At 54.3% G+C, this 26,514-nt stretch carries 25 protein-coding genes; 11 read left to right on the forward strand and 14 right to left on the reverse strand.

Going from position 1 to position 26,514, the window contains the following annotated elements; translation table 11 throughout:
• Positions 1–775: 775 nt before the first annotated feature.
• The 5 genes from SD69_RS07855 to dksA form a co-directional block, all read right to left on the reverse strand.
• A complete protein-coding gene (locus SD69_RS07855; protein WP_052480976.1) occupies positions 776–2,182 on the reverse strand; it encodes a sigma-54-dependent transcriptional regulator in 1,407 nt (468 codons plus the stop codon).
• A gap of 7 nt (positions 2,183–2,189) precedes the next feature.
• Entirely contained in the window at positions 2,190–5,225 is a 3,036-nt protein-coding gene (locus SD69_RS07860) for an ATP-binding protein (RefSeq protein WP_041522778.1), read from the reverse strand.
• Positions 5,222–5,392: a hypothetical protein gene (locus SD69_RS18925; RefSeq protein WP_198144073.1), complete on the reverse strand. Its 171-nt coding sequence runs from the start codon at positions 5,390–5,392 to the stop codon at positions 5,222–5,224. The genes SD69_RS07860 and SD69_RS18925 overlap by 4 nt, the downstream gene beginning before the upstream one ends.
• Positions 5,393–5,406: 14 nt before the next feature.
• The gene (gluQRS, locus tag SD69_RS07865; protein ID WP_041522779.1) at positions 5,407–6,306 is read right to left on the reverse strand and encodes a tRNA glutamyl-Q(34) synthetase GluQRS; all 900 of its coding nucleotides are present in this window, start codon (positions 6,304–6,306) and stop codon (positions 5,407–5,409) included.
• A gap of 83 nt (positions 6,307–6,389) precedes the next feature.
• Entirely contained in the window at positions 6,390–6,833 is a 444-nt protein-coding gene (gene dksA / locus SD69_RS07870) for an RNA polymerase-binding protein DksA (protein ID WP_041522780.1), read from the reverse strand.
• Between the two features lie 273 nt (positions 6,834–7,106).
• Here dksA and sfsA point away from each other — a divergent pair, with 273 nt between their 5' ends.
• Positions 7,107–7,826, forward strand: a complete 720-nt coding sequence (gene sfsA / locus SD69_RS07875) for a DNA/RNA nuclease SfsA (protein ID WP_041524570.1) — start codon at positions 7,107–7,109, stop codon at positions 7,824–7,826.
• Here sfsA and SD69_RS07880 read toward each other — a convergent pair.
• From SD69_RS07880 to SD69_RS07900, 5 genes are all read right to left on the reverse strand, one after another.
• Entirely contained in the window at positions 7,816–8,151 is a 336-nt protein-coding gene (locus SD69_RS07880) for a Rieske (2Fe-2S) protein (RefSeq protein ID WP_041522781.1), read from the reverse strand. The two genes, sfsA and SD69_RS07880, sit on opposite strands and share 11 nt — an antisense overlap.
• A gap of 5 nt (positions 8,152–8,156) precedes the next feature.
• Positions 8,157–9,245: a S1C family serine protease gene (locus tag SD69_RS07885; RefSeq protein ID WP_041522782.1), complete on the reverse strand. Its 1,089-nt coding sequence runs from the start codon at positions 9,243–9,245 to the stop codon at positions 8,157–8,159.
• Positions 9,238–10,128, reverse strand: coding sequence for a protease HtpX (htpX, locus tag SD69_RS07890; RefSeq protein ID WP_041522783.1), 891 nt, complete (start codon positions 10,126–10,128; stop codon positions 9,238–9,240). The genes SD69_RS07885 and htpX overlap by 8 nt, the downstream gene beginning before the upstream one ends.
• A gap of 403 nt (positions 10,129–10,531) precedes the next feature.
• Entirely contained in the window at positions 10,532–11,314 is a 783-nt protein-coding gene (locus SD69_RS07895) for a cyclic nucleotide-binding domain-containing protein (RefSeq protein WP_041522784.1), read from the reverse strand.
• A gap of 176 nt (positions 11,315–11,490) precedes the next feature.
• Positions 11,491–11,769, reverse strand: coding sequence for a TfoX/Sxy family protein (locus tag SD69_RS07900; protein WP_041522785.1), 279 nt, complete (start codon positions 11,767–11,769; stop codon positions 11,491–11,493).
• A 311-nt stretch (positions 11,770–12,080) separates the two neighbouring features.
• Between SD69_RS07900 and SD69_RS07905 the strand changes: the two genes are divergently transcribed.
• The 4 genes from SD69_RS07905 to cysE are packed head-to-tail and all read left to right on the forward strand — an operon-like array spanning position 12,081 to position 15,891.
• Positions 12,081–12,821 carry a M15 family metallopeptidase gene (locus tag SD69_RS07905; RefSeq protein WP_232301166.1) on the forward strand — a complete coding sequence of 247 codons (741 nt, stop codon included), beginning with the start codon at positions 12,081–12,083 and terminating at the stop codon, positions 12,819–12,821.
• A 10-nt stretch (positions 12,822–12,831) separates the two neighbouring features.
• Positions 12,832–14,223 carry an MFS transporter gene (locus SD69_RS07910; protein ID WP_052480977.1) on the forward strand — a complete coding sequence of 464 codons (1,392 nt, stop codon included), beginning with the start codon at positions 12,832–12,834 and terminating at the stop codon, positions 14,221–14,223.
• 54 nt (positions 14,224–14,277) lie between these two features.
• Complete coding sequence (locus SD69_RS07915; RefSeq protein WP_041522786.1) at positions 14,278–14,973, forward strand: HAD family hydrolase; 696 nt, start codon at positions 14,278–14,280, stop codon at positions 14,971–14,973.
• 60 nt (positions 14,974–15,033) lie between these two features.
• Positions 15,034–15,891 carry a serine O-acetyltransferase gene (cysE, locus tag SD69_RS07920; protein WP_157471637.1) on the forward strand — a complete coding sequence of 286 codons (858 nt, stop codon included), beginning with the start codon at positions 15,034–15,036 and terminating at the stop codon, positions 15,889–15,891.
• Here cysE and SD69_RS07925 read toward each other — a convergent pair.
• Positions 15,888–16,112: a hypothetical protein gene (locus SD69_RS07925; protein ID WP_041522787.1), complete on the reverse strand. Its 225-nt coding sequence runs from the start codon at positions 16,110–16,112 to the stop codon at positions 15,888–15,890. The two genes, cysE and SD69_RS07925, sit on opposite strands and share 4 nt — an antisense overlap.
• Positions 16,113–16,409: 297 nt before the next feature.
• Between SD69_RS07925 and SD69_RS07930 the strand changes: the two genes are divergently transcribed.
• On the forward strand, positions 16,410–17,117 hold the full coding sequence (locus SD69_RS07930) for a hypothetical protein (protein WP_041522788.1): 708 nt from the start codon (positions 16,410–16,412) through the stop codon (positions 17,115–17,117).
• 93 nt (positions 17,118–17,210) lie between these two features.
• Here the strand turns inward: SD69_RS07930 and ppa are convergent, their stop codons facing one another.
• Entirely contained in the window at positions 17,211–17,741 is a 531-nt protein-coding gene (gene ppa / locus SD69_RS07935; RefSeq protein WP_041522789.1) for an inorganic diphosphatase, read from the reverse strand.
• 95 nt (positions 17,742–17,836) lie between these two features.
• Positions 17,837–18,667, reverse strand: coding sequence for an FHA domain-containing protein (locus SD69_RS07940; protein WP_041522790.1), 831 nt, complete (start codon positions 18,665–18,667; stop codon positions 17,837–17,839).
• 149 nt (positions 18,668–18,816) lie between these two features.
• On the opposite strand from SD69_RS07940, the gene SD69_RS07945 reads away from it, so the two are divergent.
• The 5 genes from SD69_RS07945 to SD69_RS07970 all read left to right on the forward strand — a co-directional run bounded on the left by SD69_RS07945 (position 18,817) and on the right by SD69_RS07970 (position 25,323).
• Positions 18,817–19,122: a SelT/SelW/SelH family protein gene (locus tag SD69_RS07945; protein WP_052480979.1), complete on the forward strand. Its 306-nt coding sequence runs from the start codon at positions 18,817–18,819 to the stop codon at positions 19,120–19,122.
• 112 nt (positions 19,123–19,234) lie between these two features.
• Entirely contained in the window at positions 19,235–21,829 is a 2,595-nt protein-coding gene (locus SD69_RS07950; protein WP_041522791.1) for an efflux RND transporter permease subunit, read from the forward strand.
• 1,407 nt (positions 21,830–23,236) lie between these two features.
• On the forward strand, positions 23,237–24,418 hold the full coding sequence (locus SD69_RS18930) for a hypothetical protein (protein WP_052480980.1): 1,182 nt from the start codon (positions 23,237–23,239) through the stop codon (positions 24,416–24,418).
• Between the two features lie 143 nt (positions 24,419–24,561).
• On the forward strand, positions 24,562–24,990 hold the full coding sequence (locus tag SD69_RS07965) for a hypothetical protein (protein ID WP_041522793.1): 429 nt from the start codon (positions 24,562–24,564) through the stop codon (positions 24,988–24,990).
• Positions 24,991–24,996: 6 nt separating this feature from the next.
• On the forward strand, positions 24,997–25,323 hold the full coding sequence (locus SD69_RS07970) for a hypothetical protein (RefSeq protein ID WP_041522794.1): 327 nt from the start codon (positions 24,997–24,999) through the stop codon (positions 25,321–25,323).
• Positions 25,324–25,602: 279 nt separating this feature from the next.
• Here the strand turns inward: SD69_RS07970 and SD69_RS18045 are convergent, their stop codons facing one another.
• On the reverse strand, positions 25,603–26,451 hold the full coding sequence (locus SD69_RS18045; protein WP_052480981.1) for a DUF3014 domain-containing protein: 849 nt from the start codon (positions 26,449–26,451) through the stop codon (positions 25,603–25,605).
• Positions 26,452–26,514: the final 63 nt, after the last annotated feature.

A 26,514-nucleotide genomic window follows, 5' to 3' on the forward strand; every position in this document is an offset into this window, starting at 1 on the left:
CTGCACTTTGGAGTTTGAGCCGGCAGGCGGCTAAAATTTAATATAGCCCAAGTCTATCACGGGCCTGCAGGGTAGGCCAGAAAGCAAAACGGGAAAGCATAAGCTTTCCCGTGGGATGGGCGGCACAAGTAGTTTAATCTGCATCCCTACCCATTCCAAATCAGTTGCTATCCATTGGTGCCTAGTCAGTCGTTCCGCTTTATATTTTATTATCGTTATTTTTTTATTCTTACTTACTTATCATTATTGTTTGTTGTTATTTTTAAGCTTGTTTCTTTTCTTATTGTCTATTGTTCTTATTATGTTGTTACCCTTTCTTATTATTTCTTGTTGTTATTATTGAACTTATTCATTTTGTAATTGTTTATTGTTTTTATAAGCGGTTCTACGTTTCTTATTGTTTGTTGTTGTTATTAGTGTGTGTCGCTTTTTTATTGTTTCTTGTTGTTATGTACGCGGTATAAAGCACTTGCTGTGCCAGTTGTAAAAATTACAATAAAAACAAAGGCTTAATATTTTGGCACCACGGTATATTCTTTTTTGTTATTTCCAACGGTTACAGCTTTGCACGGGTATTGTTACGGCCGTGGGGTCGGGGTAACAGTTAAAACAGGTAACAGACCTGAGGTTACTGGTAACAAGTTGGCGCCTAAAACTCTATGGTGACGTAAAAGTCGTTATTTGCGGGGGGGGCGGAGCAATCTGTGAGGCAAAAACGAAACACGCCGCAGAAGCGGCGTGTGGTCAAGGTAGTGTGTTGGGTTATCTTTTGCAGTTACTTGGCGGCTGTGGTGCCGGATTTTCGTCTGGGTATACCAAACCGCTGACGACGCTCCCACAGACATTTACGACTTACCCCAAGCTTTTTCGCCAGCTCGGTCTCGCTCATGGTGTCCTGGTGCTCCAGTACAAAGCGCTGAAAGTAATCTTCCAGAGATAAATCTTCGGGCGGGTCCTGGTGGGTCGGGCGGCTGCGAGACAGGCTATTACCTACCTGCATGTAGGGGTTGTCGTCTTCCTCGTCCAGACGCACCAGGTCCAGATCAATGGCCAGTAGGTCGTGGCTGATCTCGCGCTCATCCTCACACAAAATGACCGCCCGCTGCATGGCGTTTTCCAGCTCGCGCACGTTACCGGGCCAGGTGTAGGTGGTGATGGCCTGAATGGCCTCGGGCGAAAGCTTCAGTGTTGGCTTGTTAAACTGGTGGCAGTAACGGGTGAGTAGCGCCTCGGCGAGCTGCAGTATGTCGCGGCCACGCTCGCGTAGGGGTGGTAGCTCAAGCTGGATGACGTGGATGCGAAAGTACAAATCTTCCCGAAACTTGCCCTCTTGAGCTAAAGTCCGCAAGTCCCGGTGGGTGGCGGCTACCAGACGCACATCAACCTTACGTGATTCCACTGAGCCCAGTGGGCGCACTTCGCCCTCTTGCAGTACGCGTAGCAGGCGCGCCTGTGCTTCCAGTGGCAGCTCGCCGATCTCGTCCAGAAACAGGGTGCCGCCATCGGCGGCCGCTACCAACCCCTCGCGAGTACTGGCGGCGCCAGTAAAGGCGCCTTTCTCGTGACCGAACAGCTCCGACTCGATCAGAGTCTCGGGGATGGCGGCACAGTTAACCGAAATCATAAGTTCTTTGTGGCGCCGGCTCTGCTCGTGCAGGGAGCGGGCTACCAGCTCTTTACCAGTGCCGGTTTCGCCGTGAATGAGCACCGTGGCATCGGTGGGGGCGACTTTGGCGATACGGCTGTAGAGCTTCTTCATGACGTCGCTGGAGCCAATCATGCCGGTAACTTTACTGCTGTCGTTGTTCGGCACCAGGTCTCGTTTGGCGGCGCTGGATTTGCCAATGACGCGTTTTACCGCGGTGACCATCTCATCGTGATCAAAGGGTTTGGCGATGTAGTCCACCGCGCCCATGCGCATAGAGTCTACCGCCGAGCGCAGGCTGGCGTAGCTGGTCATGATAAGGACCGGGATGTCCCCGGCGAGCTTGATGAGATCGGTCCCGGGGGCGCCGGGCAGGCGCAAGTCCGAGATGATCAGCTCAAAGTCGGTGAGCTGAAATTTACTGGTGGCCTCGCGTACTGACGGGGCCTCGCTCACCTCGTACTTGTTGCGCTCGAGTAGCTTGCGCAGCGCTGTGCGGATAATTGCTTCGTCTTCAACAACCAGAATCTTAGTCATAATTACTTCAATCGGCCTTGTCGGTCGCGTCACCGCGAATCATGTCGTCGATAGGCAGCATGGATTCCAGGTGGCGCGGCAATTTAATAACCAGTTGAGCTCCGCGATTGGTCGCGGTATCGACCGGGCTGATCACGTCCAAAGTACCGCCGTGGTCATCGATAATGCTGTAAACCATTGCCAGCCCAAGCCCGGTGCCTTCGCCCGGATCTTTGGTGGTAAAGAACGGTTCCAGAATCTGATCGATGTGCTCGGGAGAAATGCCCTCGCCTTGGTCCGTCACGGTAATTGTGATGTTGTCGTCATCTTCGTCGCTGTCTAGGATAACACGTCCTTCCGGCTCGCTGGCATCCCGGGCGTTAGACAACAGGTTGATAAAGACCTGAATCATCTGCTGGGTGTCGCCGGCGATGATAGCGTTGGCGGCAATCAGGTTGTCAAAGTACACCTGAGTTTTCTCTTTTTGCAACGATAACAGCCCGATAGCCTCGTTGGCGCACTCGCGTAGTACCACGGCCTCGAACGCGCTTTTTTTGTTTTGCCCGCTGTGGGAGTAACTTACCAGCGATTGCACAATTTTGCTCACGCGGTCGGTCTGACTCAGGATTTGGTCGGCGGTTTCGAGAATCTCGGGGTTGTCCGACTCGTAACGTAAATTTTGGCTAAGGCAGGCGATGCCGGTAATGGGGTTGCCGATCTCGTGCGCCMCCCCAGCCGCCAGCCGGCCTACCGAGGCGAGTCGCTCAGAGTGGATGAGCTCCTGCTCCAATAGCTGAGTCTCGGTGACGTCTTCAAGCAGAATTACCTGATCGTACTCGCCTTTGCGGAACGCGGCTGGCTGCACGCGGCGACCGGTAGCTGGCCCTTCAATGGCGGCTTTGTGTAAGCTGATCCAGTGTGGCCGGCCCTCCAGGCTGATCTCGTGGCGGTACAGGTGGGCGTCTTCGCCCTCGCTGAAGTTCAGCAGCAGCTCACACCAGGGCTGGGCCAGGTCGTCAAGGTGTGAGCCGATCACGACCTCGGAGGGAATATGGGTCAGGCTCGCCATGGCCCGGTTCCACATCAGTACTTCTTTATCGCGCCCCAGTGAGCACACGGCCATGGGCAGCTCTTGCAGAGTTTTACGGTGGTACAGGCGCAGGTTGTTGAGCTCGGCGGCCATCCCCGTTAAGTGGCTGCGGTACTGTGACAGGCGGTTTTCGATCAGGTTGATGTCGACGGTATCGCGGGCCTCGGCCAGCTTGTAGGGGAGGTGGTTGTCCATAATCTCGCCGGCCACGTGAATCCCCATCAGGCCCGACAGGTTGGCCTCCAGCTGATCGCGCAGGCGGCGCAGGGCGTATGGACGTCGCTCGGCAACATTAAGCCCGAGTTGCTTTAGGGCGATATCCACCTCTCGGCTGGCGGTTACTTTACCCAGTGGTTTGGCCAGCCGGGTTTTAAATTCGTCGGCCGAGTGCACATCCAGCGCCTGGCGCACCGGGTGGGACAGCTCATCGGCGGCACACAGTTCGGCGCTGTAGGATTCCTCTTCGGTTTGTCGCGTCAGTAGTGACACACCTACAAACAGCAGCGTGTTGAGCCCCAGAGAGTAGAGGGTAATTTCGCTCCAGTGCTCCATGCCCACGCCAAGCGTGCCATCGCCAAAGGGTACATTGATGGTGTCGATGCCGGTAATCAGCGGCATGAGTAAGCCCACCCCCCACACGAGAGTGCCGGCCGTTAAGCCGACAATCAGGCCGCGGCGGTTGCCCCGGGTCCAAAATACGATGGCAAATATACCGGGTAAAAATTGCAGGGTTTCGATAAAAGCCGCCAGCGCCAGATGAAACAGGCTTTGTCGGTTGTCCAGCATCCAGTAAAACAAGTAGGCGCCCAAAAACAGGGCGGCAACCACAACGCGGCGCAGCCAGACCAGCTGGCTGTAAATATCCTGCCGGCGGCGCAGACGCAAAAACGGCAGAATCCAGTGGTTCATGACCATGGTTGATAGCGCCAGAGTAATCACCACCATAGCGCCGGTAGAGGCCGACAGGCCTCCAACAAAGGCCAGTACCGTTAGTGAGTGGGAGCCAGCCAAAATGGGTACGCCCAGAGTAAAGTACTGCGCCGGCAGAGGCACAGATAACTCGAACCCCGCCCATAAGATGGGAAAGATCGGCAGCGCCAAAAACAGTAAAAACAGCGGGAACGCCCACGTGACGGTGCGGGTGTTACGCAGAATGGGGTTTTCGGCCACGCCCATGTGAAAGATGTGCGGCATGGTTACCGCTGTGGCCACAAACACCAGTAACAGGGTGTGGGCGGCGCCGTCGCGAATGGGCGAGTGCAGTAGGGCCAGGTTCTCGGGGTTGCGCTCAAGCCATTCATCCAGGCCGCTAAAACCATCGAACACGCCGTACACGGCGAGTAAACCGATGGCGCACAGTGCAAACACTTTAAGCAGCGATTCAAACGCCATGGCGGTTATCAGGCCGCGGTGACGCTCGCGGTTGGAGCCAAACAAAATCGTAAATAATGCCAGCATGCCGCAGTAGGCGAGTGCCATCAGATCTTTAAAGGTTAACCCGGTACCGACAATGGGCAGTGCCGGGTCGCGGCTAACCGTCAGGATGTGCATGGTGTCGGCAATGGCCTGAATCTGCAGGGCCATGAGCGGTAAAATGCCCAGTAACATGCACAAGGTGGTAAGCGCGCCGATCCCGTGGCTGTGGTAGCGAAACACCAGTAGATCGGCCAGTGAGTGTACCTGGTGCCGGCGGGCCAGCTCGGTGATTGGCTCGAGCGCCACCGGGGCAAACAAAAACAGGGCGCCTGTGCCCAGGTAATACGCCAGCGCACCATAGCCAAACTGAAACGCCAGATCAATAACGCCGTAAAAGGCCCAGGCGCTGGCAAAAATCCCCAGAGACAAAATGTAGGTCACGGGGTGTTCGGTGATGGCGCGGGGCAGCCAGCCGCGCTCGGTAATGGTGGCAATACCAAAAATCAGCAACAGGTAGCCGAGCCCAATAAGCGCAACGTGTACGAGTTCAAAAGTCATGAGGGTTTCTTGCGAGCCTGTATAACGTAAGCGATGGCGATAACCAAAATCCACATGATATAAGGGCGATACCAGGCGCCTTCCGGGTTCACAATCCAGGTGAATAAGGTGGGCGAAAATATATAGGCAATCAGCAGTAGCAAAATCACCAGGCGCTGGTTATTCATAGAGTATCCATTATTCAGGGCGTTGGCTGGGCGGCGATACCGGTCAGTGCTGAGATTTGCCAGTGCTGGGTAGCCCAGGCAAGTATCGTTGCAGGGGATTCGCGGCCGAGTGCCTTGGGTGGATTTTGCCTCAGAAAGACCAGTGCCTGCCAGAGGTTTTCACCAATTTGCGCTTTATTCAATGCCGGTGCGTGGTTTTGCTTGCTGAGCTTTAGGCCTTTTTCGCCGGTAGCCACCGGCACGTGACCGTAGTGTGGTGGTGGAGCGCTGCGCAACTCGAAAAAGCGTATTTGGCGGGCGGTAACGGGCAGTAAGTCGGCGCCGCGAATCACATGGGTAACGCCCTGGGCAATGTCGTCAATTACCACCGCCAGCTGATAGGCAAACAACCCGTCTTTGCGCAGCACGACGGCGTCTCCCACATCGCGGGCTAAATCTTGTCTCTGTGGCCCTTGCAGCAGGTCGGTAAATTCCACCGTATCGGCCAGTTGGCTAAACGGCGGCGGCAGTTGGTAAAGTTTGAGCCTAAGGGCTTGCTCGCCAGAGCCTACCGGTGGGTGATGGCGGCAATGGCCATTGTAAATACCGCCACTGGCGTTGATGTTACGCCGGGTGCAGTTACACGGGTAAACAAGGTCAGCTTGTTGCAGTGTAGCGAGCGCCTGGCGATAAGCCTCTGAGCGCGAGCTTTGCCATAATACCTCGCCGTCCCACTCAAGGCCGTGTTGCTCCAGTGTGCGCAGAATGTCGTCGGCGGCACCGGGCATTTCCCGGGGTGGGTCAATGTCGTCCATTCGCATCAGCCATTGGCCTTGATGGTGACGTGCGTCGAGGTAGCTGGCCAGTGCGCTCACCAGCGAACCGAAATGAAGAGGCCCGGAGGGCGATGGGGCGAAACGGCCGATATAAGGCATGAGGTGGCAGTGTGCCGGCTAGTGGTGGCTTTAATCGGGTGTAGCAAACGGGCGCCACGCTGGTGGCGCCCGCTCAGGCGAGATTAGCCGCCGATTTGCTTTTCTTTGATCTCGTCGAGGGTTTTGCAGTCGACGCACAGAGTCGCGGTAGGGCGAGCCTCCAGGCGGCGAATGCCAATCTCGACACCGCAAGCATCGCAAAAACCATAGTCTTCGTTTTCGATCAGCTCGAGCGTGCTGTCAATTTTTTTGATGAGTTTGCGCTCGCGATCACGAGTGCGCAGCTCTAGGCTGAACTCTTCTTCCTGACTGGCACGGTCGGCGGGGTCGGGGAAGTTGGCGGCCTCATCTTTCATGTGGCTCATGGTGCGGTCAACTTCTTCCATAAGTTCCCGGCGCCACGACAGTAGCAAGTTCTGAAAATGCTCCAGCTGCGCGGGGTTCATGTACTCTTCGCCTTTCTTTTCTTTGTAGGGCGAAAATGTGCGCAGCGTATAGCTTTCTGCTTTGGCTGAATCATTGGGCATAGTGCAACGCCTCTGTATCTCCTGGGGCTAACTCCGTCGCTTTAGTGGCTTCGGGTCAGTGTCTAGGTTACGGGGGTCGGGTTACCGACTCCGCGGATCTGCGCTTCTCGCCCAGTGGCTATTTGACCCACTATGGCGGAAGGAAAGCGAAGCTACCAGATTACAAAAAGCTGTGCCAGTTTTTTTTGCGAATTTGGTTATATATTAACCGGATGGGCGCAACTTATTGCGATGGTCACCTATAATGTCGCCTTTTCGCATTATGAGGTAGTTATGAGGGATGCTAAAAGTTGGCAACGTGGGCGTTTGCTTCGTCGCTACAAACGCTTTCTGGCCGATGTTGAGCTTAGTGATGGCCGCGAATTAACCATCCACTGCCCCAATACTGGCTCGATGCGCGAATGTCTGGCGCCCGGAGAGTATTGCTGGTTTTCTCACTCCGACAGCAAAACCCGCAAGTACCCCAATACCTGGGAGGTCGCTACTACCCCGGCGGGGGATTTGGCCGGTATTAATACCAACCGGGCCAATACGCTGGTGGCCGAGGCCATTGCCGCGGGTACCATTGCGGAGCTTACCGGGTACGAGTCGTGCAAAGCCGAGGTGAAGTACGGCGACGAAAAATCCCGTATTGATTTTTTGTTAACCGGTGGCGGGCCCGACTGCTACGTCGAAGTAAAAAACGTCACCCTTAAAGAGGGCGCCGAAGGGCAGGGGTACTTCCCCGACGCGGTCAGCACTCGCGGTAGTAAACATTTGCGCGAGCTGGCGGTAATGGCCGAGTCGGGCGCACGGGCGGTACTGTTGTTTTGTGTGCAACACACTGGCATCGAGCGCGTTGCGGCCGCGGAGCATATCGACCCGGCCTACAGTCAAGCGTTTTACGATGCGGTGGCACGTGGCGTTGAGGTACTGGCCTATCGCGCCGAGATACAGCCCGAGCACAGCGACATTACCCTCACCCGGCGCATTGACGTGCAGCTTAAGCGTTAATCACCGCGTAGAGCGCGCCATCGCGAATAACCGGCTCGATAGCCAGCAGCGATTGGCCGTTGCAGGGCCCGGCAATACACTGGCCTGACTCAATGGTAAACAGCGCGCCGTGATTGGCGCACTGAATCAAGCAGCTGTCGGCGGTTAAAAACTCGTGCTCAACCCACTCCAGCGGAATGTGTATATGGGGGCACAGGTTGCGGTAGAGGTAAACCTGCTCTCCCCGGCGCACGCTAAACACACTCATACCTGCCTCTGGCAGATCAAAGCCGCGGCTACCGTTGTCGGCCAGCTCATTGAGCGGGCACAGATAATGTTCGGCCACAGTATTTATAGCTCCGGTTGGCTAAGAGTAACGCGGGTTTGGTGTAATTCGCCGTCGCGTACAAAGTGTACGTCGAGCGTATCACCTGGTTTGCGGGTTTCCAGTAACGCGAGAAACTCATCGTAGTTACGCGTGGGAGTGTCGTCCAGTGCAATAATAATGTCCCCCAACTCAATAGTGCCCCAGGCGCCGCGTTTAGCGCCCTGCAGCCCGGCCTTAGCGGCGGGTTTGCCGGGGGCAGCGTGTAAAATCGCTACCCCTTCAACACCGGCACGGCGCGCCCAGCGGTCGGGGGCAAACTCGATACCAAACTGAGGCCGCACTAAACGGCCGTATTCAATCAGCTGCGGCACGATTTGTTTGACGATATTGACCGGAATGGCAAAGCCAATACCTGCGCTGGCACCACTGGGGCTAAAAATCATGGTGTTCACGCCAATCAGCTCACCGGCCGAGTTAAGCAGTGGGCCGCCCGAGTTACCGGGGTTAATCGCCGCATCGGTTTGAATGACGTTGTGGATTTTGCGTTGATTGGGGGCCTGAATCTCGCGCCCCAGGGCGCTTACCACACCGCTGGTTAGGGTGGCGTCCAGGCCAAACGGGTTGCCAATCGCCAGCACTTTACGTCCTACCGATAAGTCGGACGAGTCGCCCATGGGCAGCGCATGAAGTTTGTCTTTGGGGGCTTCGACTTTAAGTACCGCCAGGTCTTTATCGGGGGCCAGCCCCGCCACCGTGGCGGGCCAGCGAGTTTGATCGGGCAGGGTGATGGACAGTTGCTGCGCCCCTTCTACCACATGGTAATTGGTAACGATATAGCCCGCTTCGCTCCAGACAAAACCGGTGCCGGCGCCTTGCGGAATCGACAGCAGATCGAGCGAGCGGCGATCGCGCACGACTTGGTAGCGGTTGACGTAAACCACGCTGGGGCTGGCAAACTCGAACACCTCGATGGTGTTGCGTTCGTCGTCGGTGGCAAACGCCGGCGTCTCACGCGAGGGCTCGAGGGCCTCTGGGGCTGGTTCGGCGCTGCAGGAGGCAGCGCCGATAAAACTAAATAGTAAAGCGGTCAGTTGTACTAGCGTTTTAGGCATGGTTTCTTAGGGCAGCAATACGCTCATCTAACGGTGGGTGACTGGCAAACAGTTTGCCGGCGGTTTTGTGCCAGCCCTCTGAGATACCAAAGGCTTGCATGCTTTTGGGCATAGGCGTTGGGGCGCCTGCCTGGGTTTCGGCTTTTAGACGCTCCAGTGCTCGAATCATTCCTTCACGGCTGGCCAGTGTCGCGCCTGCGTGGTCGGCGCGATATTCGCGGTGGCGAGAAAAAGCCATCACAATCATCGAGGCAATAAACGCCAGCAGGATTTCGGCAATAAAGGTGACGATGTAATAGCCGATACCTACGCCGCGCTCGGTTTTAAACACCACTTTGTCTACGGTATAGCCAATAATGCGAGCAAAAAACATCACAAAGGTGTTCACCACCCCCTGAATCAGCGTTAGGGTGACCATATCGCCATTGGCGACGTGGCCGATCTCGTGGGCCAATACGGCGCGAGCTTCTTCACGGTCAAAACGTTGCAGTAACCCGGCACTGACTGCTACCAGCGATTTATTGCGGTTCCAGCCGGTGGCAAAGGCGTTGGCTTGGTTGGCCGGAAAAATACCCACCTCAGGCATGCCAATGCCGGCGCGCTCGGCTAAGTCGGCTACCGTTTCGACCAACCACTTTTCGTCAGGGGTACGTGGGTTGGTAATAATTTGCGTGCCGGTGCCGCGCTTGGCCATAAATTTGGACAAAAACAGCGAGATAAACGAGCCGGCAAAACCAAAGACGGCGCAAAAAATGAGAAGGTTGGTTAAATCGAGGCCGGTGCCAGATTCGTTAAGAATTTGCCCCACGCCCAGTAAATTGAGTGTGACGCTGGCAAGTGCCAGTACGCCTAGGTTTGTGAGTAAAAATAAGGCAATGCGCATCTCGGTGGTCTCTCCTGATAAACCGTAGCAGATGACACTATATGCGTGTTAGTGGGTAAAATTTCAATAGGCTAGAGAGAAAAATGGCCGCCCAAGGGGCGGCCTAAGCAACCGTGATTAGCCAGGGTACCTAAGTACCCATTGGCCCCAAAGGGCCAGAGGAGAAGATCAGACAATTGACTTGCAGGAGAATTGAATGATCACCGGGAGCAGCAAGCTGCCACCCGATAAGCGTAACGATAATAATTATCATTACATTTGTCAACGGTAGAGTTGAAATAAATGTGATGTGGCGCAATTTACACGCCCGGAGCGGACATTAGATTTTGGTTTTTCGCAGAGATAAAGAGGGGGCTCCTAACCACAGCGGCTATTGGCTATGGCTAGGTGAGCGGTAGTGAGGCTAGTGTTGGTCGCGCAGCTGGCTGTTTAAGCCTTTAATCTTATCGGCCATTTCTTCGATCAGGCCAATACAAATATGGGGTTGGTGTTCAACCAGCTCTATAAACTCTTCTTTGCGCACGGTCAGTACGGTGCAATCGCTGCTGGCGACTACGTCGGCCATGCGTCGCTGACCGGTAAAAACAGCCAGGGCACCAAAAATTTCGTCGCGGTTAATTTTCCCGACAGTGACGCCGTCACACACAGCGTCGGCATGACCTTCAAGTAGGGTGTAAACCAAGTCCGCCTCATCGCCCTGGCGGATGATCGTATCGCCGCTTTTAAAGTGTAAAAAGCCTGCGTTGGGGTGAAACTCTTTGCGAATCTCAAGCGCTAACGCTTGTTGATACCAACTTAGCCGGGCAATTAAATAATAGCTCCAGAGCTTTTGTCGGTTGGCATCAGAGCAGATGTGATTAATCAGCTCGTCGCGCTCGATGGGCTGTACAGTAATCGCTTCGCTGGCGCTAAAAACCGCACTGGGTAAGCTTAATGTGCGCGGTAACCCCAGCAAGTCGCCGGGCTCACAGCAGACGATGGTTTTGGCGGCCATTTGACACTGAACCTGGCCGGCGCGCAGTAAAAATACCTGCGAATTTTTTTGCTCGGCAAACAAGTCATCGCTCGCGGGTAAGGTAATCTCGTCGGCGCTTGGTGTGAGTGTGGTGAATATCTCAGAGGCGATATCGCGAATACGCTGACTGAGCTCGGCGAGTGATTCGGTGTGATTAGTAGGTAAGTGCATGTTAAATCTAACGGCCCGGCAGCGTTGGCAGCCGGCAGGAGCCGGCTCATAGTGTATGGTTTGAGAATACTATGGAAGCTTCAGTTAAGTCTATGGCGCAAAGGATGTAGCTGGCGATGTCAATTCGTCTCAGGGGGTAGCCGAGACGGTACGCTTTGCCCTAGCTTGCGCTGAGCTTAGGCGCTGGCGACCTGATCGCCTTCGGCCTCGCTCACTAAACTGGCTTTTAAATCGGGTGACAAATCGTTCCAGTGAACATCGAGCAGAGCCCCGTGCAGGGCGTATAGCATGACTTTTGACACGCTAATTTCCCGGTCTTTAATCCGGCGATAAGCGTTTACGGCCCCCAGGTGTTTTAAATCTTCGTAGCTATTAACCCCAATAGCCCGCAGAATATTGACCGAGGCCATCCCCAAATTTTTTAATTCAAGCAACTCGCTGTGCTGCGTCGCCATGTTTACTTCGCTCCGTTGTCACATTATCGTTATATTTTGTGGCTGGTTCCGTGTGTATATTTATAGCCTATGGTTATATTACATAAATGGCTAACAAGTGCAAACTTTAGCCAGTAAACTTGCGAATTACGCCACGCCAGACATATAAATCACTGTTTTTTGGCGCTTTTACGGCAGTCGCTCGCCTTTAGTAATATTCGTTGCCGTGTCTTGGTGGTGCGTACCTTGGGGAAGTGTGCCTTGGTTCTGTTACCAAGTAATGTTTTGCTTCAGGCATTGCGCTGACGTTTTGCCCGGTGCCCGGCTCGCACATGACTTATACGCGGCGCGGCACCCAGAGGTTTACCGCCACCGCGTTTTACGGGTTAATTTACTCTATGGACACAAAAGATATAAAAGCGCGAGCCGCGTTGGGGTTGGAGGAGTCTGCGTTGCGGCCATTGAGCGGTAACGTTTACCTTCACCAGGATGTGATCGCCCCCTACCAAATGCTGGCGGACGCGGCTCAGCGCGAGGGCTTTTCACTACAGGTTGCCAGTGGCTATCGCAGCTTTGAGCGTCAGCTGGCTATTTTTAATGCCAAGGCCAGTGGTCAGCGCCCGGTATTGGATGATTGTGGCGAGCCGGTTGATATGACAAGCCTGAGTGATACCGACAAATTGTGGGCAATTTTACGTTATTCGGCGCTGCCGGGTGCGTCGCGCCATCACTGGGGCAGCGATATGGATGTTTACGATGGCTCGGCGCTGCCCGAAGGCTATAGCCTACAGTTGACCCCCTCAGAGTGTTGTCAGGGTGGTGTATTCGCCGAGCTGCATCAGTGGCTTGACGACTACTTGCCCACCTGCGACTTTTATCGCCCCTATGCCCGCGACACAGGCGGGGTAGCCCCCGAGCCCTGGCACTTGAGCTACGCCCCGCTGGCCGAGACCTTTAGCGATTGTCTTACCCCTGACGTTTTGGCGCGGCAGCTCGCCGTTACTGACATAGCGTTACAATCCGCTGTGCTCGACAATATCACCACTATTTTTCAGCGTTACGTGCGCATATAGGGTCTTTCATATGCAGAAGCCTACAGCTGGCTCGGCAAACCTCGCCCAGCCGGCCACCCATAGCCAATTTCAGCTGTTGCGCGAGCGGCGTTTTTACCCGTTGTTTTGGACGCAGTTTGGCGGTGCCTTTAACGACAACTTTTATAAAAGCGCGTTAATGATGCTTTTTACTTACGGCGGAGTAGAGCGTTGGGGGTTGAGTATCGATATGCTCAACAACCTGGTTGCAGCCGCGTTGATTATCCCGTTTTTTTTGTTTGCCCCGAGTGCCGGTCAGTACGCCGACCGGCTCGATAAAGCGCGGGTAACCCGGGTGATCAAGTTGGTGGAGCTCGCGGTTATGGTCTGTGCCGCGGTAGCGATTATTCGCGGCAGCTTGGCCATGTTGTTAGCGGTAATCTTTGCCACCGGTATTCAGTCGGCCTGTTTTAGCCCGCTTAAATACGCCATTTTGCCGCAACATGTAAACCGTGAAGAATTAACAGGCGCCAATGCGCTGTTTCACACGGGTACATCACTGGCCGTGTTTCTCGGTTTAATTGCCGGCACGCTGGCTATGCAGTGGAGCTCAGGGCAATGGCTGGTGGCCGCCGGCGGGATTTTAATCGCCTGGGCGGGCTGGCGCTTTAGCCGGGTTATCCCGCCTGCGCCGGCACTGCCCAATGCGCCGCCTATCGAGCCCAATCCACTGCGTCAAATGGCGCGAACCATGGGCTATGCGCGGCAAAATAAAACCGTTTTTTGGTGTCTTATCGGGGTGTCGTGGTACTGGTTTTTGGGCTCGGTGTACCTTACGCAATTGCCCAATTTTACCCGCGAGGTGCTAGGTGGCAGCGCTGCGGCGGTAACCTGTTTGTTGGTGCTGTTTTTACTGGGGGTGATCGCCGGTGCACTTTTGTGCGAAAAGCTCAGCCGCCATAAAATTGAGCCCGCTCTGGTGCCATTAGGTGCGCTTTTAGTGGGGGTGGCCGGGATGGCTTTGGCGCTGGCCGGTGGTGGTTTTGATGCCGCACCCAGTGAAGCGTTATTAAGTATTGGGCAACTCGCTGTTATGCCGGGCTTTTGGGCGGTGGCGGCGGCGGTGTTAGCGCTTGGCAGCTCGGCCGGGCTTTACACGGTGCCGCTGCAAGCGTTAATGCAGGCAAACGCCAAACCCGAGTTTCGCGCTCAGGTTATTGCCGCCAACAACGTATTAAACGCCTTGTTTATGGTGGCCGCTGCTGTATTTGCGGTGCTGGTGTTGGGGGTGTTGGACTTTACAATTCCACACTTTTTTATGCTCACCATGGCACTGCACTGCTGCATAATTATATTAATTCTGGTGCGTGAGCCACTGTTTTTGTTACGTCTTAAAACACGCTTTTTTTCTCGGGTAAAAACCTCTCAAGAGCTGGGCGAATAACCGCTGGCCACTGTTCGCATCGGGCTACATTCTCATTACCGTAAAGGCCGACAAATGCTGGTGATTTTTGATTGTGATGGCGTGTTGGTGGACACAGAAACTGTCAGCGCCGAGGTGTTGCGCAACTGTTTGCAACCACTGGGTATCGATATTAGTGTGGCCGAAGTGTTTGGCTTATTTCGCGGGAAATCGATAGCCGTTTGTGCCGAGCAAGTCGCCGCGTTACTGGCCGATAGTGAGCCCTATCAGAGCTGGCCTGCGCCCGAGCGGGACGCTTTTGCCGCAGAGTTTTGGGGCAAAGTGCAACAGGAAACCCTAGTGGCATTTGAGGCGGGTGTTAAACCCATTACCGGCATTCGCGAGGTGCTCGATTGGCTCACCAGCCAGGGCATTGCTTTTTGTGTTGCCTCCAATGGCCGGCACGAAAAAATGCAAATGACTTTGGGTAGCACCGGCCTGCTGGATTACTTTCCCCAGTCAAATCGTTTTAGCGCTACCGATGTTGATCAGGGTAAGCCGGCCCCGGATTTATTTTTACACGCTGCGCGCACGATGGGCGTGAAAGCCTCGGCGGCAGTCGTGATTGAAGATTCTCCCAGTGGTGCCCGTGCCGCCCGTCTTGCGGGGATGTCGTTGCTGGGTTACTGCCCACACGACCCGCTGCTCACCCGCGACAATACCGACGCTTTAATGCTGGCCGAGGGAGCCCGTGTGTTTCGTCAGATGCGTGAATTACCAGAGTTATTGTGAGAGCATAAGCGCTCGCAAGGCTTCTAGAGCCTTTACAGCACACTGTGTACGGAGGCTTGGTTGAGCACAGCTCTTTTTTCCCACGATATTTGGCAGCATATTCGCCGCGAAGCCACTGAGCTTGCTACTCACGAGCCCGCCTTGGCGAGTTTTTACCATGCCAGTATTCTAAACCACGATACGCTGGCCGATGCCGTTAGCTATCACTTGGCAACACTGCTCGATAGCCAGGCGGTACCGGCGATGTCGATTCGCGAAGTGTTTTTGCAGGCAATGCAGCTAGATAGCAGCATTGAGGCGGCCCTGTGCCGCGATATCGAGGCCTACTGCGAGCGCGACCCGGCCTGCAATCAGTTTGTGATGCCACTGTTGTACTTTAAGGGCTTTCACGGCCTGCAAGCCTACCGCTTTGCCAACTGGTTGTGGCGTCAGGAACGCCGCTCTCTAGCACTGTACCTACAAAATCAAATCTCGCAGACGTTCCATGTTGATATACACCCAGCGGCGCGCATTGGCAACGGCATTATGATCGATCACGCCACCGGGGTTGTTATTGGGGAGACCGCCGTGGTGGGCGATAACGTCTCTATGCTGCATTCGGTAACTCTGGGTGGCAGCGGCAATACCAAAGGCGATCGGCACCCTAAAATCGGCAATTGTGTGTTGATCAGTGCGGGGGCAAAAATACTGGGCAATATCCAGGTGGGCGATTGCGCGCGAGTAGGCGCCGGCAGTGTGGTGCTGGACGACGTGCCGCCCCATCAAACCGCCGTGGGAGTGCCGGCCCGAGTCATTGATGGGCGCGGGCGCGACGAGCCGGGCCGGGAGATGACCCACGGTATGGACGACTCGCCACTGGGTGAGGCGGCGCTCGAGCAGCCGCCAGAGGGAGCGTTAAGCGTTAAGGCTGGTGATTAGTGCGGCTCGTTCCGCTCAAGGGTTTCGAGCAGGCAGGCCAGTACCTCGGTGCGGGTTTTAAGCATCAGCTGATAGGCGGCCAGCAGTTGGTCGTTGCTACGAGGTTCGCGCTCTAGTTGAAGGATTTTACGGTTTAGGCTGGCAATATCGGTCTCGACCCGGTGCAGTACCGAGAATTTGGCCGAGTCAGGCGGCAAGTTCGTTAAGGCAGCTCTTGGCATTATTATCACCCGTATCCTTTATCGGGGCCAATTTGCAGAAGGTGGGCGACGTGGGCATTGTCGGCCAGTGTTGCAGTCCCTCCCGAAAGCGGCGGCGAAACTTCAGTATGGGAGTTAAGAGCCGGCCGCTCCAGTTATGTTCCATAACGATTCTTCACAAGAGCGCCATGGCGATGAATAGTTTAATTCTTAGCCAGTGTTGCTGCGGCTTATCGCCCCAGGCGTTGTGGCAAGCTTGTGGTAATATGACTGAAGGATGAAAAAAATAGACCAACCGCTAGAGTCGGAGGTGGTGATATGGCCGAGGCCGAGAAAAAATTTGATATCGTTTTTCGCGGAGACATCGTTTTAGGTCATAAGCTCGAGGACGTAAAAGCGCGTCTGGGGCAGCTGTTTAAAGTCGATAGCGCCCGTGTGGACAGCTTGTTTGGTGGCCGCCCGGTGCCGCTCAAGCGCAATCTCGACGCAGCTACGGCACAAAAATACCAGGCGGTACTGACCAAGGCGGGCGCTGAGGTTAGTTTAGTGCCCGCCGGTAGCCAGGCAACGTCGCCTACGAAGCCGGCCAGAGGCTTTACGCTGGCACCGGTGGGGGCGAGCTTGCTGCGTGTTACCGAGCGCAGCGCCATAGTGCCGGTGGCAATCGACACCTCTGGGTTGAGTGTCAGCCCCGCCGGCGGGCGGTTGGTCGAGCACTCGGAGCTTGCCGCCGAGGAGCTCGCGCCGGTAACCGTGCCGGAGTTTGAGGTGGCCCCCGTGGGCGCGGATGTATTAACGGCTGGTGAGCGCCAAGCGCCCGTGACAGAGCCTGCTGTGGTCGCCGATTGGGGGTTGTCTGAGGTGGGCGATGATCTGCTAAAACCCGATGAGCATCAGGCCCCTTTACCGCTTATGGTGGCGGACTTGGAGGCTGATTTGGCGCCCGCGGGCAGCGAGCTTGGGCAAATTCCGGATACCCGCAAGCCGCTCAGCCCGGATACCAGCGCACTGCGCTTAGCCGATTGACCCCGGCGGTATTTTAGGCACAAAAAAGCCGGCCCTTTGCGGGGCCGGCTTTTTTAATGGCGGCCGGTAAAACGCCAGCCGCGCAGGCTAATGTTAGCCTTTGTTGTAGCGCTCTACCGATTCGTTGATTTCGGTGCGGGCCGCTTCTACATCTTCCCAGCCGTCAATTTTTACCCACTTGTTAGGCTCCAGGTCTTTGTAGCGCTCAAAAAAGTGCTCGATCGACTTGAGGGTAATCTCCGGTACGTCGGCAACGCTTTTAACCTTGCTGTAGAGCGGGGTGATTTTGTCGACCGGTACGGCGAGTACTTTGGCATCTTCACCAGACTCGTCGGTCATTTTTAACACGCCTACCGGGCGACAGCGGATGACTGAGCCAGGCATTAAGGCGTGGGTCATCAGTACCAGTACGTCAACCGGATCGCCATCACCACACAAGGTGTGAGGAACATAACCGTAGTTGCAGGGGTAGTGCATCGAGGTGCTGAGCACACGGTCCACAAAGATAGCATCGCTGTCTTTATCGACTTCGTATTTGATTGGCTCGCCGTTCATGGGGATTTCGATGATGACATTCATGTCGTCCGGCAGGTTTTTGCCGGCGGGGACTTTTTCAAAGCTCATAGCCAAGTTTCCACAGTAGATTGCTAAAGTTTGCTAAAAATAAGGTGTCTACTCAAAGAGTCGGATAATTCGGTGCGAGATTCTAGCATATTCCCCTAGCTCAGGTAGAGGTAGCCCGCCACCGCCAGTATGGCCGCCAAGGCGCTAACACCCACCCAGACCCCCCAGGCGGTAACGACCACTGGCGCGGGCTCGTCGCGATTACCGGGTGACGTGGGTTTGGTCTTCCAGCGCTTTGGGGTACTGATGGGACTTTTACGCTCTACGGGCTTAACGATATCCGGGATAGGTGTGCGAATACGGGTACGTTTTAAATCGTTATCGGGGCTGACGATACGAAAACTGTAAACATCAATTCGCAAGTGATCGCCGTTGTGCGCCAGGTCATCGTCCACCAGCTCGTCGTTTAGATAGGTGCCATTGGCCGAGTTAAGGTCGTGTACCCGTAGTGAGCTGCCCACTACCGTTAGCTCGACGTGGCGGCGGGATAAGTGCGAGCCGGCAATGGTAATGTCACACTCACTGCTGCGGCCCAGCACACAGCGTTTGTCGGCGGGGATAATAAAGGTCTGCCCGGTTAACCAGCTGCCATCGGCAACCAGTTGCCAGCATTGGTTGGTTTTCTCGGGTGCTTGTGGGTCAACCACAAAATCATGCACATCAAACTCAACATCAGCCAGGCGCAGTGTATCGCCTGCTTGCAGCATTTTTTGCGTTACGCGCTGACCGTTGACAAAACAGCCGCGGGCGCTGGTGTTGTCTTTTAAGGTAACGTGCCCGTCACTCGCCACTAATCGCGCGTGAATTGAATCAATGCCGGGCTCATCGAGCACCAAGTTGTTATCATTGGCGCTGCCGATGCTATAGAGTTTTTCCACCACCAGAATGGGGTCTTGGGGCTTGTCCTTACGCTGTAATTTCAGCATGATTCCCTACCACAGTGTTTCGGTCCGCTGTTGGGTGACAAAATGCCAGTGCCAACGCCGTGCAGATGCAGGCAATAGTACCATTTTTAGTCAGTTGTGCGCAGTGTTGCGGTCAGCTCTGGCCATTTAACGCGATACGGGTAAATAGTATGCCGTTTGACGATTTTAGTGCGCCTCCGGTGGCGCAAACCCGGGTAGTCATCCACTACTGTAATTTATGCCGGTGGATGTTACGAGCCGCTTGGCTCGCGCAAGAGTTACTTGGCAGTTTTCCCGACGAGCTCGACGAAGTGAGCCTGCATCCGGGTGAGGGCGGTGTGTTTGCCATTTGGCTGGGCGATACGCTGGTGTGGGAGCGTCAGCGCGATGGCGGTTTCCCCGAGGCCAAAGAGCTTAAACAGCGCCTGCGCGATCTGATTTGTCCCGAGCGCGATCTGGGCCACTCCGATCGTTAAACCGATGCCGGGCACACACATATAGCAAAAGCGGTAGCCGCCACGGGTGGTTAACCGCTCAATTATTAGCCGTGGTGTAAACCACAGCACTTACAGGAGTTATCGAGCCATCATGTCAGCTAAGCTTTTTGCGGCCTACCGTTATCTTATTACTCAGCGACCGCTGCTGGTTATCGCCGCTTTGGTGGCACTCACTATTTTTGCCGCCTTCGGCTTACCCAACTTTAAGCTGGATGCCTCGGCCGACTCGCTCACGCTCGAGAGCGATAACTCGCTCGATTACTTTCGCGAAATTAATAAGCGCTATCAAAGTGGCGACTTTTTGGTGGTAACCTACAGCCCCAAAGCGCCCATGTTATCCGATGAATCGCTACAAACCTTGCAGTCGTTGCGCGATGAGTTAGCGGCGGTTGAGGGCGTTAAGAATATTAATTCGATTTTAGATGTGCCCTTGCTCTATAGCCCGGTGCGCAGCCTGGCAGAACAAAAAGAGTCAACCCGGACCTTGATGACACCGGGGGTTGACCGCGAGCAAGCGCGCGAGGAGTTTTTAACCAGCCCCATTTACCGCGATACGTTGCTATCGCCCGATAGCTCCACCACGGCCATACAGCTCAACTTACAGGTTAATAATCACTACATTGAGCTGGTGCGCGAGCGCGACGCGCTGCGGGCTAAAATGCGCGAGCAAGCCCTAACGGATGCCGAGGCTGAGCGGCTAGAGCAGGTAAGTGCCGAGTTTTTGGCCTACCGCACGAAGCTAACCGCCCGCGACCATGAGCGGGTCGAAGAGATTCGCACGATCCTCAGTGGTTACGACGATAAAGCCGAGGTATTTCTTGGCGGCGTCAGTATGATCACCAACGATATGATCGAGTTTATCCGCAGTGATCTGGTGATCTTTGGCACCGCCATTGTGGTGTTTGTCATTTTGATGCTGGCTATTATTTTTCGTCAGCTGCGTTTTGTGGTACTGCCGCTGTCGGTGTGTTTAATGGCCGTAGTGATTATGCTGGGGCTGCTGAGCTGGGTGGATTGGCGGCTGACGGTTATCTCCTCTAACTTTGTGGCCCTGCTGTTGATTATGACGCTGGCTATTACCATTCATTTGGTTGTGCGTTACCGCGAGCTGCATGCCGCTAACCCCGAGTGGTCTCAGGCCGACCTGGTAATCACCACCGCCAGCCAAATGGTTAAGCCCTGTCTGTACACAGCGCTCACAACAATTGTCGCTTTCGTCTCGCTGGTGGTGAGCGATATTCGCCCGGTGATCGACTTTGGTTGGATGATGACCATGGGGCTGAGCCTGGCCCTCGTGCTGGCGTTTTTGTTGCTGCCGGCCGGGCTTATGCTGCTTGCCAAAGGCGAGCCTCGCGATAGCGGCGATAAAACAGCCGCTACCACCATGCGCTTTTCGCGTGTGGCCGAGTTTCACGGGCGCTTGGTTATTGCTGTGGCCCTGGTGGCCGCGATAATCAGCGGTTACGGAATCTCACTGTTAAAAGTCGAGAACCGGTTTATCGATTACTTCCACTCAGATACCGAAATTTATCAGGGTATGTCGGTTATCGATCAGCAGTTGGGCGGTACGGTTAGCCTGGATATTATTATCGATGCCCCTAAGGCAAGCGAGCCGGTTGCTGGCAATGAAACGTCCGCAACCAGCAGCGAGCCGGGCGCCAGCGATGATCCCTTTGGCGAAGGCGACCCATTTGCCGAGGCACCGGCGGAGCCATCTTTTGGTGACGACCCGTTTGGCGAAGACCCGTTTGGCGAAGACTCCGCAGGCGAGGCCGCGAGCGGGCAAAGCGAGTGGTTTACCACCGTGTCGCTCGATGCCATCGATCAGCTGCACCGCTACCTGGAGTCTTTACCCGAGGTGGGTAAGGTTCAATCTTTGGCAACTATGTACGAGGTGGCGCAAGACATTAACGGCGGCCGGCTAAACAACTTTGAGCTCGGTGTAATGCGCAATATGTTGTCTGATGATATTCGCGGTTTTTTGGTTGACCCTTATATCTCTGATGCCAATCAGCAAACGCGTATTACCTTGCGGGTAAAAGAAACCAGCAAAGATTTAAAGCGCGTCGAGTTGGTCGAAAAAATTCGCAACTACGCCATTAACGAGGTGGGCTTTGCACCCGAGCAAGTGCACTTTACCGGCATGCTGGTGCTGTACAACAACATGCTGCAAAGCTTGTTTCGCTCACAAATTGTGACTTTAGGTGCGGTATTTTTGGGCATTATGTTTATGTTTTTGGTGCTGTTCCGCTCGCTGACAGTGGCCATTATCTCGCTGCTGCCCAACCTACTGGCGGCCGGTGTGGTGCTGGGTGGCATGGGCTTAACCGGCGTGCCGCTGGATATGATGACCATTACCATTGCCGCCATTACCGTCGGCGTCGGCGTCGATCACGCGATTCACTATTTGTACCGCTTTCGCGATGAGCTGCGCCGCTGCGGCGACTATGTCGAGGCCATGCACCGCTCCCATGCCTCAATTGGCCGGGCAATGTATTACACGGCGGTGATTATTATTGTCGGCTTCTCGATATTGGCGTTCTCAAATTTCATTCCGTCCATTTATTTTGGTTTGCTAACTGCGCTGGCGATGTTTGCCGCGATACTCGGCTCGTTAACCCTGTTGCCTAAGTTGATTTTGTTGACCAAGCCGTTTGGGCCGGGAGTGGGGGATGGGGGGCGGTAGTGGGTTGGTGCTGCTAGTCGGTTTTTTCGGCATGCTGGCCTTGAGCCGGTATCCAGTGGCTTGGTTAGCTACGAAGTGATTCTGTGCTAAACGATTGCATTGGTTGACTACTGCCTTGTGTGCCCTCGGTCGCCGGGCGGGCGAGTGACTTTTCTGTTTGGCCAGAAAAGTAACCAAAAGAGGCCACCCCGGCATCTCAGCCCTAACGGGTCCCCTCGCTCCAGCCGATTTTAGCGGGCCGTCTCGACAGTGCGTCCCTGCACTGACGAGACTTGCGTGAGCGTCCTGCTCACTTACCCACTAAAATAGTCCTCCGCTCGGCTGGCTGCAGGGGATCTAAAGACGGTACTTCGTAGCTGACGGGGCCGGCCCGTGCTGCGTTTGTTTGTCTATTTCGTCATACCGGCCTTGAGCCGGTATCCAGTGGCTTTGTTAGCTACGAAGTGATTCGGTGCTATATGGTTGCTTTGGTTGACTACTGCCTTGTGTGCCCTCGGTCGCCGGGCGGGCGAGTGACTTTTCTGTTTGGCCAGAAAAGTCACCAAAAGAGGCCACCCCGGCATCTCAGCCCTTCGGGTCCCCTCGCTCCGGCCGATTTTAGCGGGCCGCATCGACACGCCGTCCATGGCGTGACGATAGCTTGCGTACGCGTCCATGCGTACTTACCCACTAAAATAGGCCTCCGCTCGGCTGGCTGCAGGGGATCTAAAGGCGGTACTTCGTAGGTGGCTTGATCGACAACGGCTACCTCAACTGCTCTACTTCGTCATACCGGTCTTGAGCCGGTATCCAGTGGCTTTGTTAGCTACGAAGTGTTTTGGTGCTATACGGCTGCATTGGTTGACCACTGCCTTGTGTGCCCTCAGTCGTCGATTGGGTATTCAGCGTTATCCCCGTATTCCCGGCTTGGCATAAAAATCATTATCGGTTAGTATCGGTGGATAAAAGCGCTTACATAATATCGACGCGTATTAAGACGGAGAGCAGTGTTTAAATGGAGGTTTGCTTTAAGTTCCTTTCTCCCTTATCACCAAAACGCGCAATCGCGCGCTTATTGCGAGCAGGATCACTTTTAAATTGCAAAAATAGCTCGCACTGGTTTTTAATTTAATTAAAAACAAAGGCTTACGTTGCGGATGCTGTGTTCATTGTTAATGAGTTGGGTTGCCAGCGACAAATAGTGCCGGCTTACTTTGACTTTTTAAGATAAGCGGTTTGGTGGTTTTTTCATTTTAAAGTCAGTGGGGTGTGTCTTGCTGCTAAAGTGTATTCTGAAAGAAATAGGTTGCCGGGCGCACTTTTCAACTCGCACACTAATAAACTGTTATCCAGATTTCCCATGAATCGCGCTTTTGCCTGTGAAGTGCACTCAAGAGGCAAACTGGATATACCGAAGGAATTCTAGAGATGACGCTATCGGATGACAAAACAGCGACTGTAGGTAGTGTTCGCAATATTGGTGAGCCGCTACGGTTTCATAATATAGAGTCACTGACTGGGTTTTCAGCAGAGCCTGCAAAGGGTGGGCAAAACATCAAAATATGGACTAGATTGGCTTTAACGTCGGACGAACCGTTGTTTCATCGGCTAGTTGATAGTCTTGCGGGTGTGATTAATCACATGGCCAATCAGGCTGGCATCGCCGTCAATCTTCGCAGCGCAGACACGGCGCTCCTTATCTTGAAGTCCGATAATAGCGCTGAACTATGGCTAGATAAGGCGGCGGTTAGCTTTAAATGTGTGGTTAATCGATCCATGAAAGCTGGCACCGTAATTTTTGAGCGTGACATCGCGGATGTGAGGGGCATGGGATTTCCATGTGTGGAAATTGGAGAGAAAGACAAGGTTCTTTGCTTGTTTCGGCAAGACTGGCGCTTTGGTTTCGCATTTGACATGAATCCCGATGAGAAGCTTGATCTGCAAGAGTTTGAAACTACGCTAGGTACGCTATACCGACAAATGCGCTACAAGCACCTATATGATGCTCTTGATAACGTAGCGCTTTTTGATCGATTGCTGCTTTCAGGGTGGTTCCCATTTGCAGAAATTATTACTTCTGAGTTTAAGGAGGTTCTTAATCACTGCGAAGCTGGCTTTGATTTAGAGGAGATAGAAGAAAAGCTTATTAAAAACTTTGATGAGAAGCGCATGGAGAGAATCCTAGAGCGTTGGCTTGCTAAACCACACTTTGGTGTTAAGCAAGAACTACTGAAAGCCGCAATAGCAGCCTTCAATAATCGTGAACCCATAGCTGTAATAAAGATTATTCTTACCGAAATAGAGGGTGTTCTCAATGAGGCGCATCGAGCCGCTCACAACGGGCAAGGGGCAAAACTCAAAGGTCTGCTAGGATTTGCAGAGCAATCCGCTGAAAGAAAAGCGGGTGGATCTAACACATTATTGTTCCCAAAAGCATTTGGCCGATATTTGAGTGAGTTTACATTTGCAAACTTCGATCCGGTTACTAAAACAGGAGGTTCGAACTCTCGTCACGCAGTTGGCCATGGTGCGGCAACGCAGGAAAGCTACACGATAACACGCGCACTGCAGGCTGTTCTCACTTTGGACCAGCTTGCCTTTTATACGTGAGATAAGTTGCCGCTGTTTATTAAGATTAAGGATCGGCGAATGTACAAGCATAACAAGGCCATTAAATCCGCTCCCTCTGGTCGCCGGACGCTCGCAAGCTCGCGCCGTTTATGGCAACGTTAATCGGACGTAAGGTACATCCAGTGAATAGAATCAGAAACGACTTTTTTGCAGGTCTCCTCCCCGGACTAACTCTCGGTGCCTTGAGCATTGTAGGTATAGGCTTTACGTCGGCAATAGCTGTCCCCAAGGCAGTTGCTAGCTCTTCTGTGCTACTAGTGCTCTGGCAAGTGCTGGTAGTTCAATTTATCGGCATAGGGGTTGGGGCCGCTCTCCTTTCTTATATCTCGATGTGGTCTTTTGGTAAGAGCTGGTTGATTACTGGCGGCTTGATCGTGCTTTCGACTTATGGATACATAATAGCTCGTCATGGCGTGCCTGATCTTGAAAGTTCTCTGGGGTCGGCTATTCATTTTGCTGTTTTGATAGCGAGCATTTTCGCGGGTACGTACCTGGCTCATCGAAAGCTTAACAAGTCGCTCAAAGGCGACGCCGAGGGCGGCGCGCGTTAGATTAGCATGAAATATCCAGTGACTCCCGATGGGCGGTACATGGTGGTTCGCGGGCGGTTGTGGCGCGTCGCCAATCCGCATCTTTCTGAGCCCGAGCGTGCCTCTTATGTCCAAAATCTGATGAGCGCTCGCCGCGAGGTCAAGGCGGCCAAGGCTGCAAGTGACGATGCCCGTCTGGCCGCAGCGCGACGCTCGGTGAATGATGCGAAGGTGGCTCTAGGTGAGCGCGGGCCTGTGTGGTGGCAAGACGGCACTAAGGACTTCAATCGCCATCTTGTCCAGAACACTCCCTACCGGGAGTGGCACGAGCGGCTTAACGAGCCGAAGGCCTAACAAGACAATATTGTCGGATAATATCTCCGCGGCTTCGCCACTCCAAAATTGCCGCAAATTTATGTCGTCTCTCACAATACTAAAAAATAATTTAATAAAAAGCGGTAGAGCAATGCACCCGCTAGGGCTGCTAAAAGCACTGATTTATTCGGTCATTCGGACGTATAAAGATTCGCGTTAGCTGGTAGCTCTAATAAAAAAGGGCCAAATCAAAACATTGATCTGGCCCTTTCGTTACCCGTTAACCATTCTCCGTTTCCCGTCAATCAACGCCCCCCGCTAATCAATCTTCTCCAACTCCACCTTCAACTCTTCCAAATACGCTTTAACCCGCTTGCGATTCTCGGGCCCCATGCGCAGCATGAGTTTTTGTGGGTCGGGTAGGGCTTCGAGTTTGGGGTCGGCGAAGGTGTACATGACCGCTGGGCGCTGTAGCGTTAGCGGTTTGTTTACCTCGGGGGTGGCGAGCATGTTATTGATCGCGTTTAGCGCAACTTCTTTAAAGTCGCCTTCAAGGCCTTGCTCGGCGTAGGCTTCGTTAAAGATGGGTGCCATTTCTTGGTACATGCTGGCGAGTGTCGCCGGTTCGATGGATTCCATCAGTTTTAAGTGGCGCTCGTAGCGTTGGTAATTGTCTTCGGTTAAGCGGTACTCGGCGTCGGGGCCGCTGGTGGTTTCGATTACCTTCATGGTGGGCAGGGGCGACATAACCGGGCGGTACTGGTTGACCAGACGATTGTCGGCCACGCCGATGACGGCGCGCACAGTTTTGCGCACGACTTCATCGGGCACGATCAGGCCTATGAGGGGCGCTTCGATTTCTGGGCTTAGTTGCTCGTTGACAAATTCGTCGCTGCTGTCCAGTGGCGGCAGCTCGATTTCGGGCTCGGGTGGCTCGACTTCGGCGACGGGTTCTGGTTCAGCCTGAGGCTCTGGCTCTGGCATGGGGGCCGGTTTGGGCTCGGGCGCGGGGGCGACAGGTTCGGGCGCTACCGCGGGGGGAGCAGGGGTTAATTCGGGCTCGGGGGCGGAGCTTTGATACCAGTAAATAAAGCCCGCCAGTAGCACTATAACGATAACCGCAATCACTAACACGACTGTGTTATTGGGTGCCTTGCTCTCACTCATATGTCCCACCTGATTATTACAACATTGTTGTTTGGTTTTATCGTTTAGCCAATAAGGGCAATA

The organism is Gilvimarinus agarilyticus, assembly GCF_000832015.1.
In the GTDB taxonomy this organism is placed as follows: domain Bacteria; phylum Pseudomonadota; class Gammaproteobacteria; order Pseudomonadales; family Cellvibrionaceae; genus Gilvimarinus; species Gilvimarinus agarilyticus.

Excerpts from the sequence above, each read along its gene's own strand:
- SD69_RS07910 (WP_052480977.1), top strand. The coding sequence starts at position 12,832 with ATGCAGAAGCCTACAGCTGGCTCGGCAAACCTCGCCCAGCCGGCCACC.
- SD69_RS07970 (WP_041522794.1), top strand. The coding sequence starts at position 24,997 with ATGAAATATCCAGTGACTCCCGATGGGCGGTACATGGTGGTTCGCGGG.
- htpX (WP_041522783.1), bottom strand. The coding sequence starts at position 10,128 with ATGCGCATTGCCTTATTTTTACTCACAAACCTAGGCGTACTGGCACTT.
- SD69_RS07930 (WP_041522788.1), top strand. The coding sequence starts at position 16,410 with ATGGCCGAGGCCGAGAAAAAATTTGATATCGTTTTTCGCGGAGACATC.
- SD69_RS07940 (WP_041522790.1), bottom strand. The coding sequence starts at position 18,667 with ATGCTGAAATTACAGCGTAAGGACAAGCCCCAAGACCCCATTCTGGTG.
- SD69_RS07900 (WP_041522785.1), bottom strand. The coding sequence starts at position 11,769 with ATGGCGACGCAGCACAGCGAGTTGCTTGAATTAAAAAATTTGGGGATG.
- SD69_RS07885 (WP_041522782.1), bottom strand. The coding sequence starts at position 9,245 with ATGCCTAAAACGCTAGTACAACTGACCGCTTTACTATTTAGTTTTATC.
- SD69_RS07905 (WP_232301166.1), top strand. The coding sequence starts at position 12,081 with ATGACTTATACGCGGCGCGGCACCCAGAGGTTTACCGCCACCGCGTTT.
- SD69_RS18045 (WP_052480981.1), bottom strand. The coding sequence starts at position 26,451 with ATGAGTGAGAGCAAGGCACCCAATAACACAGTCGTGTTAGTGATTGCG.
- SD69_RS07950 (WP_041522791.1), top strand. The coding sequence starts at position 19,235 with ATGTCAGCTAAGCTTTTTGCGGCCTACCGTTATCTTATTACTCAGCGA.
- SD69_RS18925 (WP_198144073.1), bottom strand. The coding sequence starts at position 5,392 with ATGAATAACCAGCGCCTGGTGATTTTGCTACTGCTGATTGCCTATATA.
- SD69_RS07895 (WP_041522784.1), bottom strand. The coding sequence starts at position 11,314 with ATGCACTTACCTACTAATCACACCGAATCACTCGCCGAGCTCAGTCAG.
- SD69_RS07915 (WP_041522786.1), top strand. The coding sequence starts at position 14,278 with ATGCTGGTGATTTTTGATTGTGATGGCGTGTTGGTGGACACAGAAACT.
- SD69_RS07855 (WP_052480976.1), bottom strand. The coding sequence starts at position 2,182 with ATGACTAAGATTCTGGTTGTTGAAGACGAAGCAATTATCCGCACAGCG.
- sfsA (WP_041524570.1), top strand. The coding sequence starts at position 7,107 with ATGAGGGATGCTAAAAGTTGGCAACGTGGGCGTTTGCTTCGTCGCTAC.
- ppa (WP_041522789.1), bottom strand. The coding sequence starts at position 17,741 with ATGAGCTTTGAAAAAGTCCCCGCCGGCAAAAACCTGCCGGACGACATG.
- SD69_RS18930 (WP_052480980.1), top strand. The coding sequence starts at position 23,237 with ATGACGCTATCGGATGACAAAACAGCGACTGTAGGTAGTGTTCGCAAT.
- SD69_RS07945 (WP_052480979.1), top strand. The coding sequence starts at position 18,817 with ATGCCGTTTGACGATTTTAGTGCGCCTCCGGTGGCGCAAACCCGGGTA.
- gluQRS (WP_041522779.1), bottom strand. The coding sequence starts at position 6,306 with ATGCCTTATATCGGCCGTTTCGCCCCATCGCCCTCCGGGCCTCTTCAT.
- SD69_RS07925 (WP_041522787.1), bottom strand. The coding sequence starts at position 16,112 with ATGCCAAGAGCTGCCTTAACGAACTTGCCGCCTGACTCGGCCAAATTC.
- dksA (WP_041522780.1), bottom strand. The coding sequence starts at position 6,833 with ATGCCCAATGATTCAGCCAAAGCAGAAAGCTATACGCTGCGCACATTT.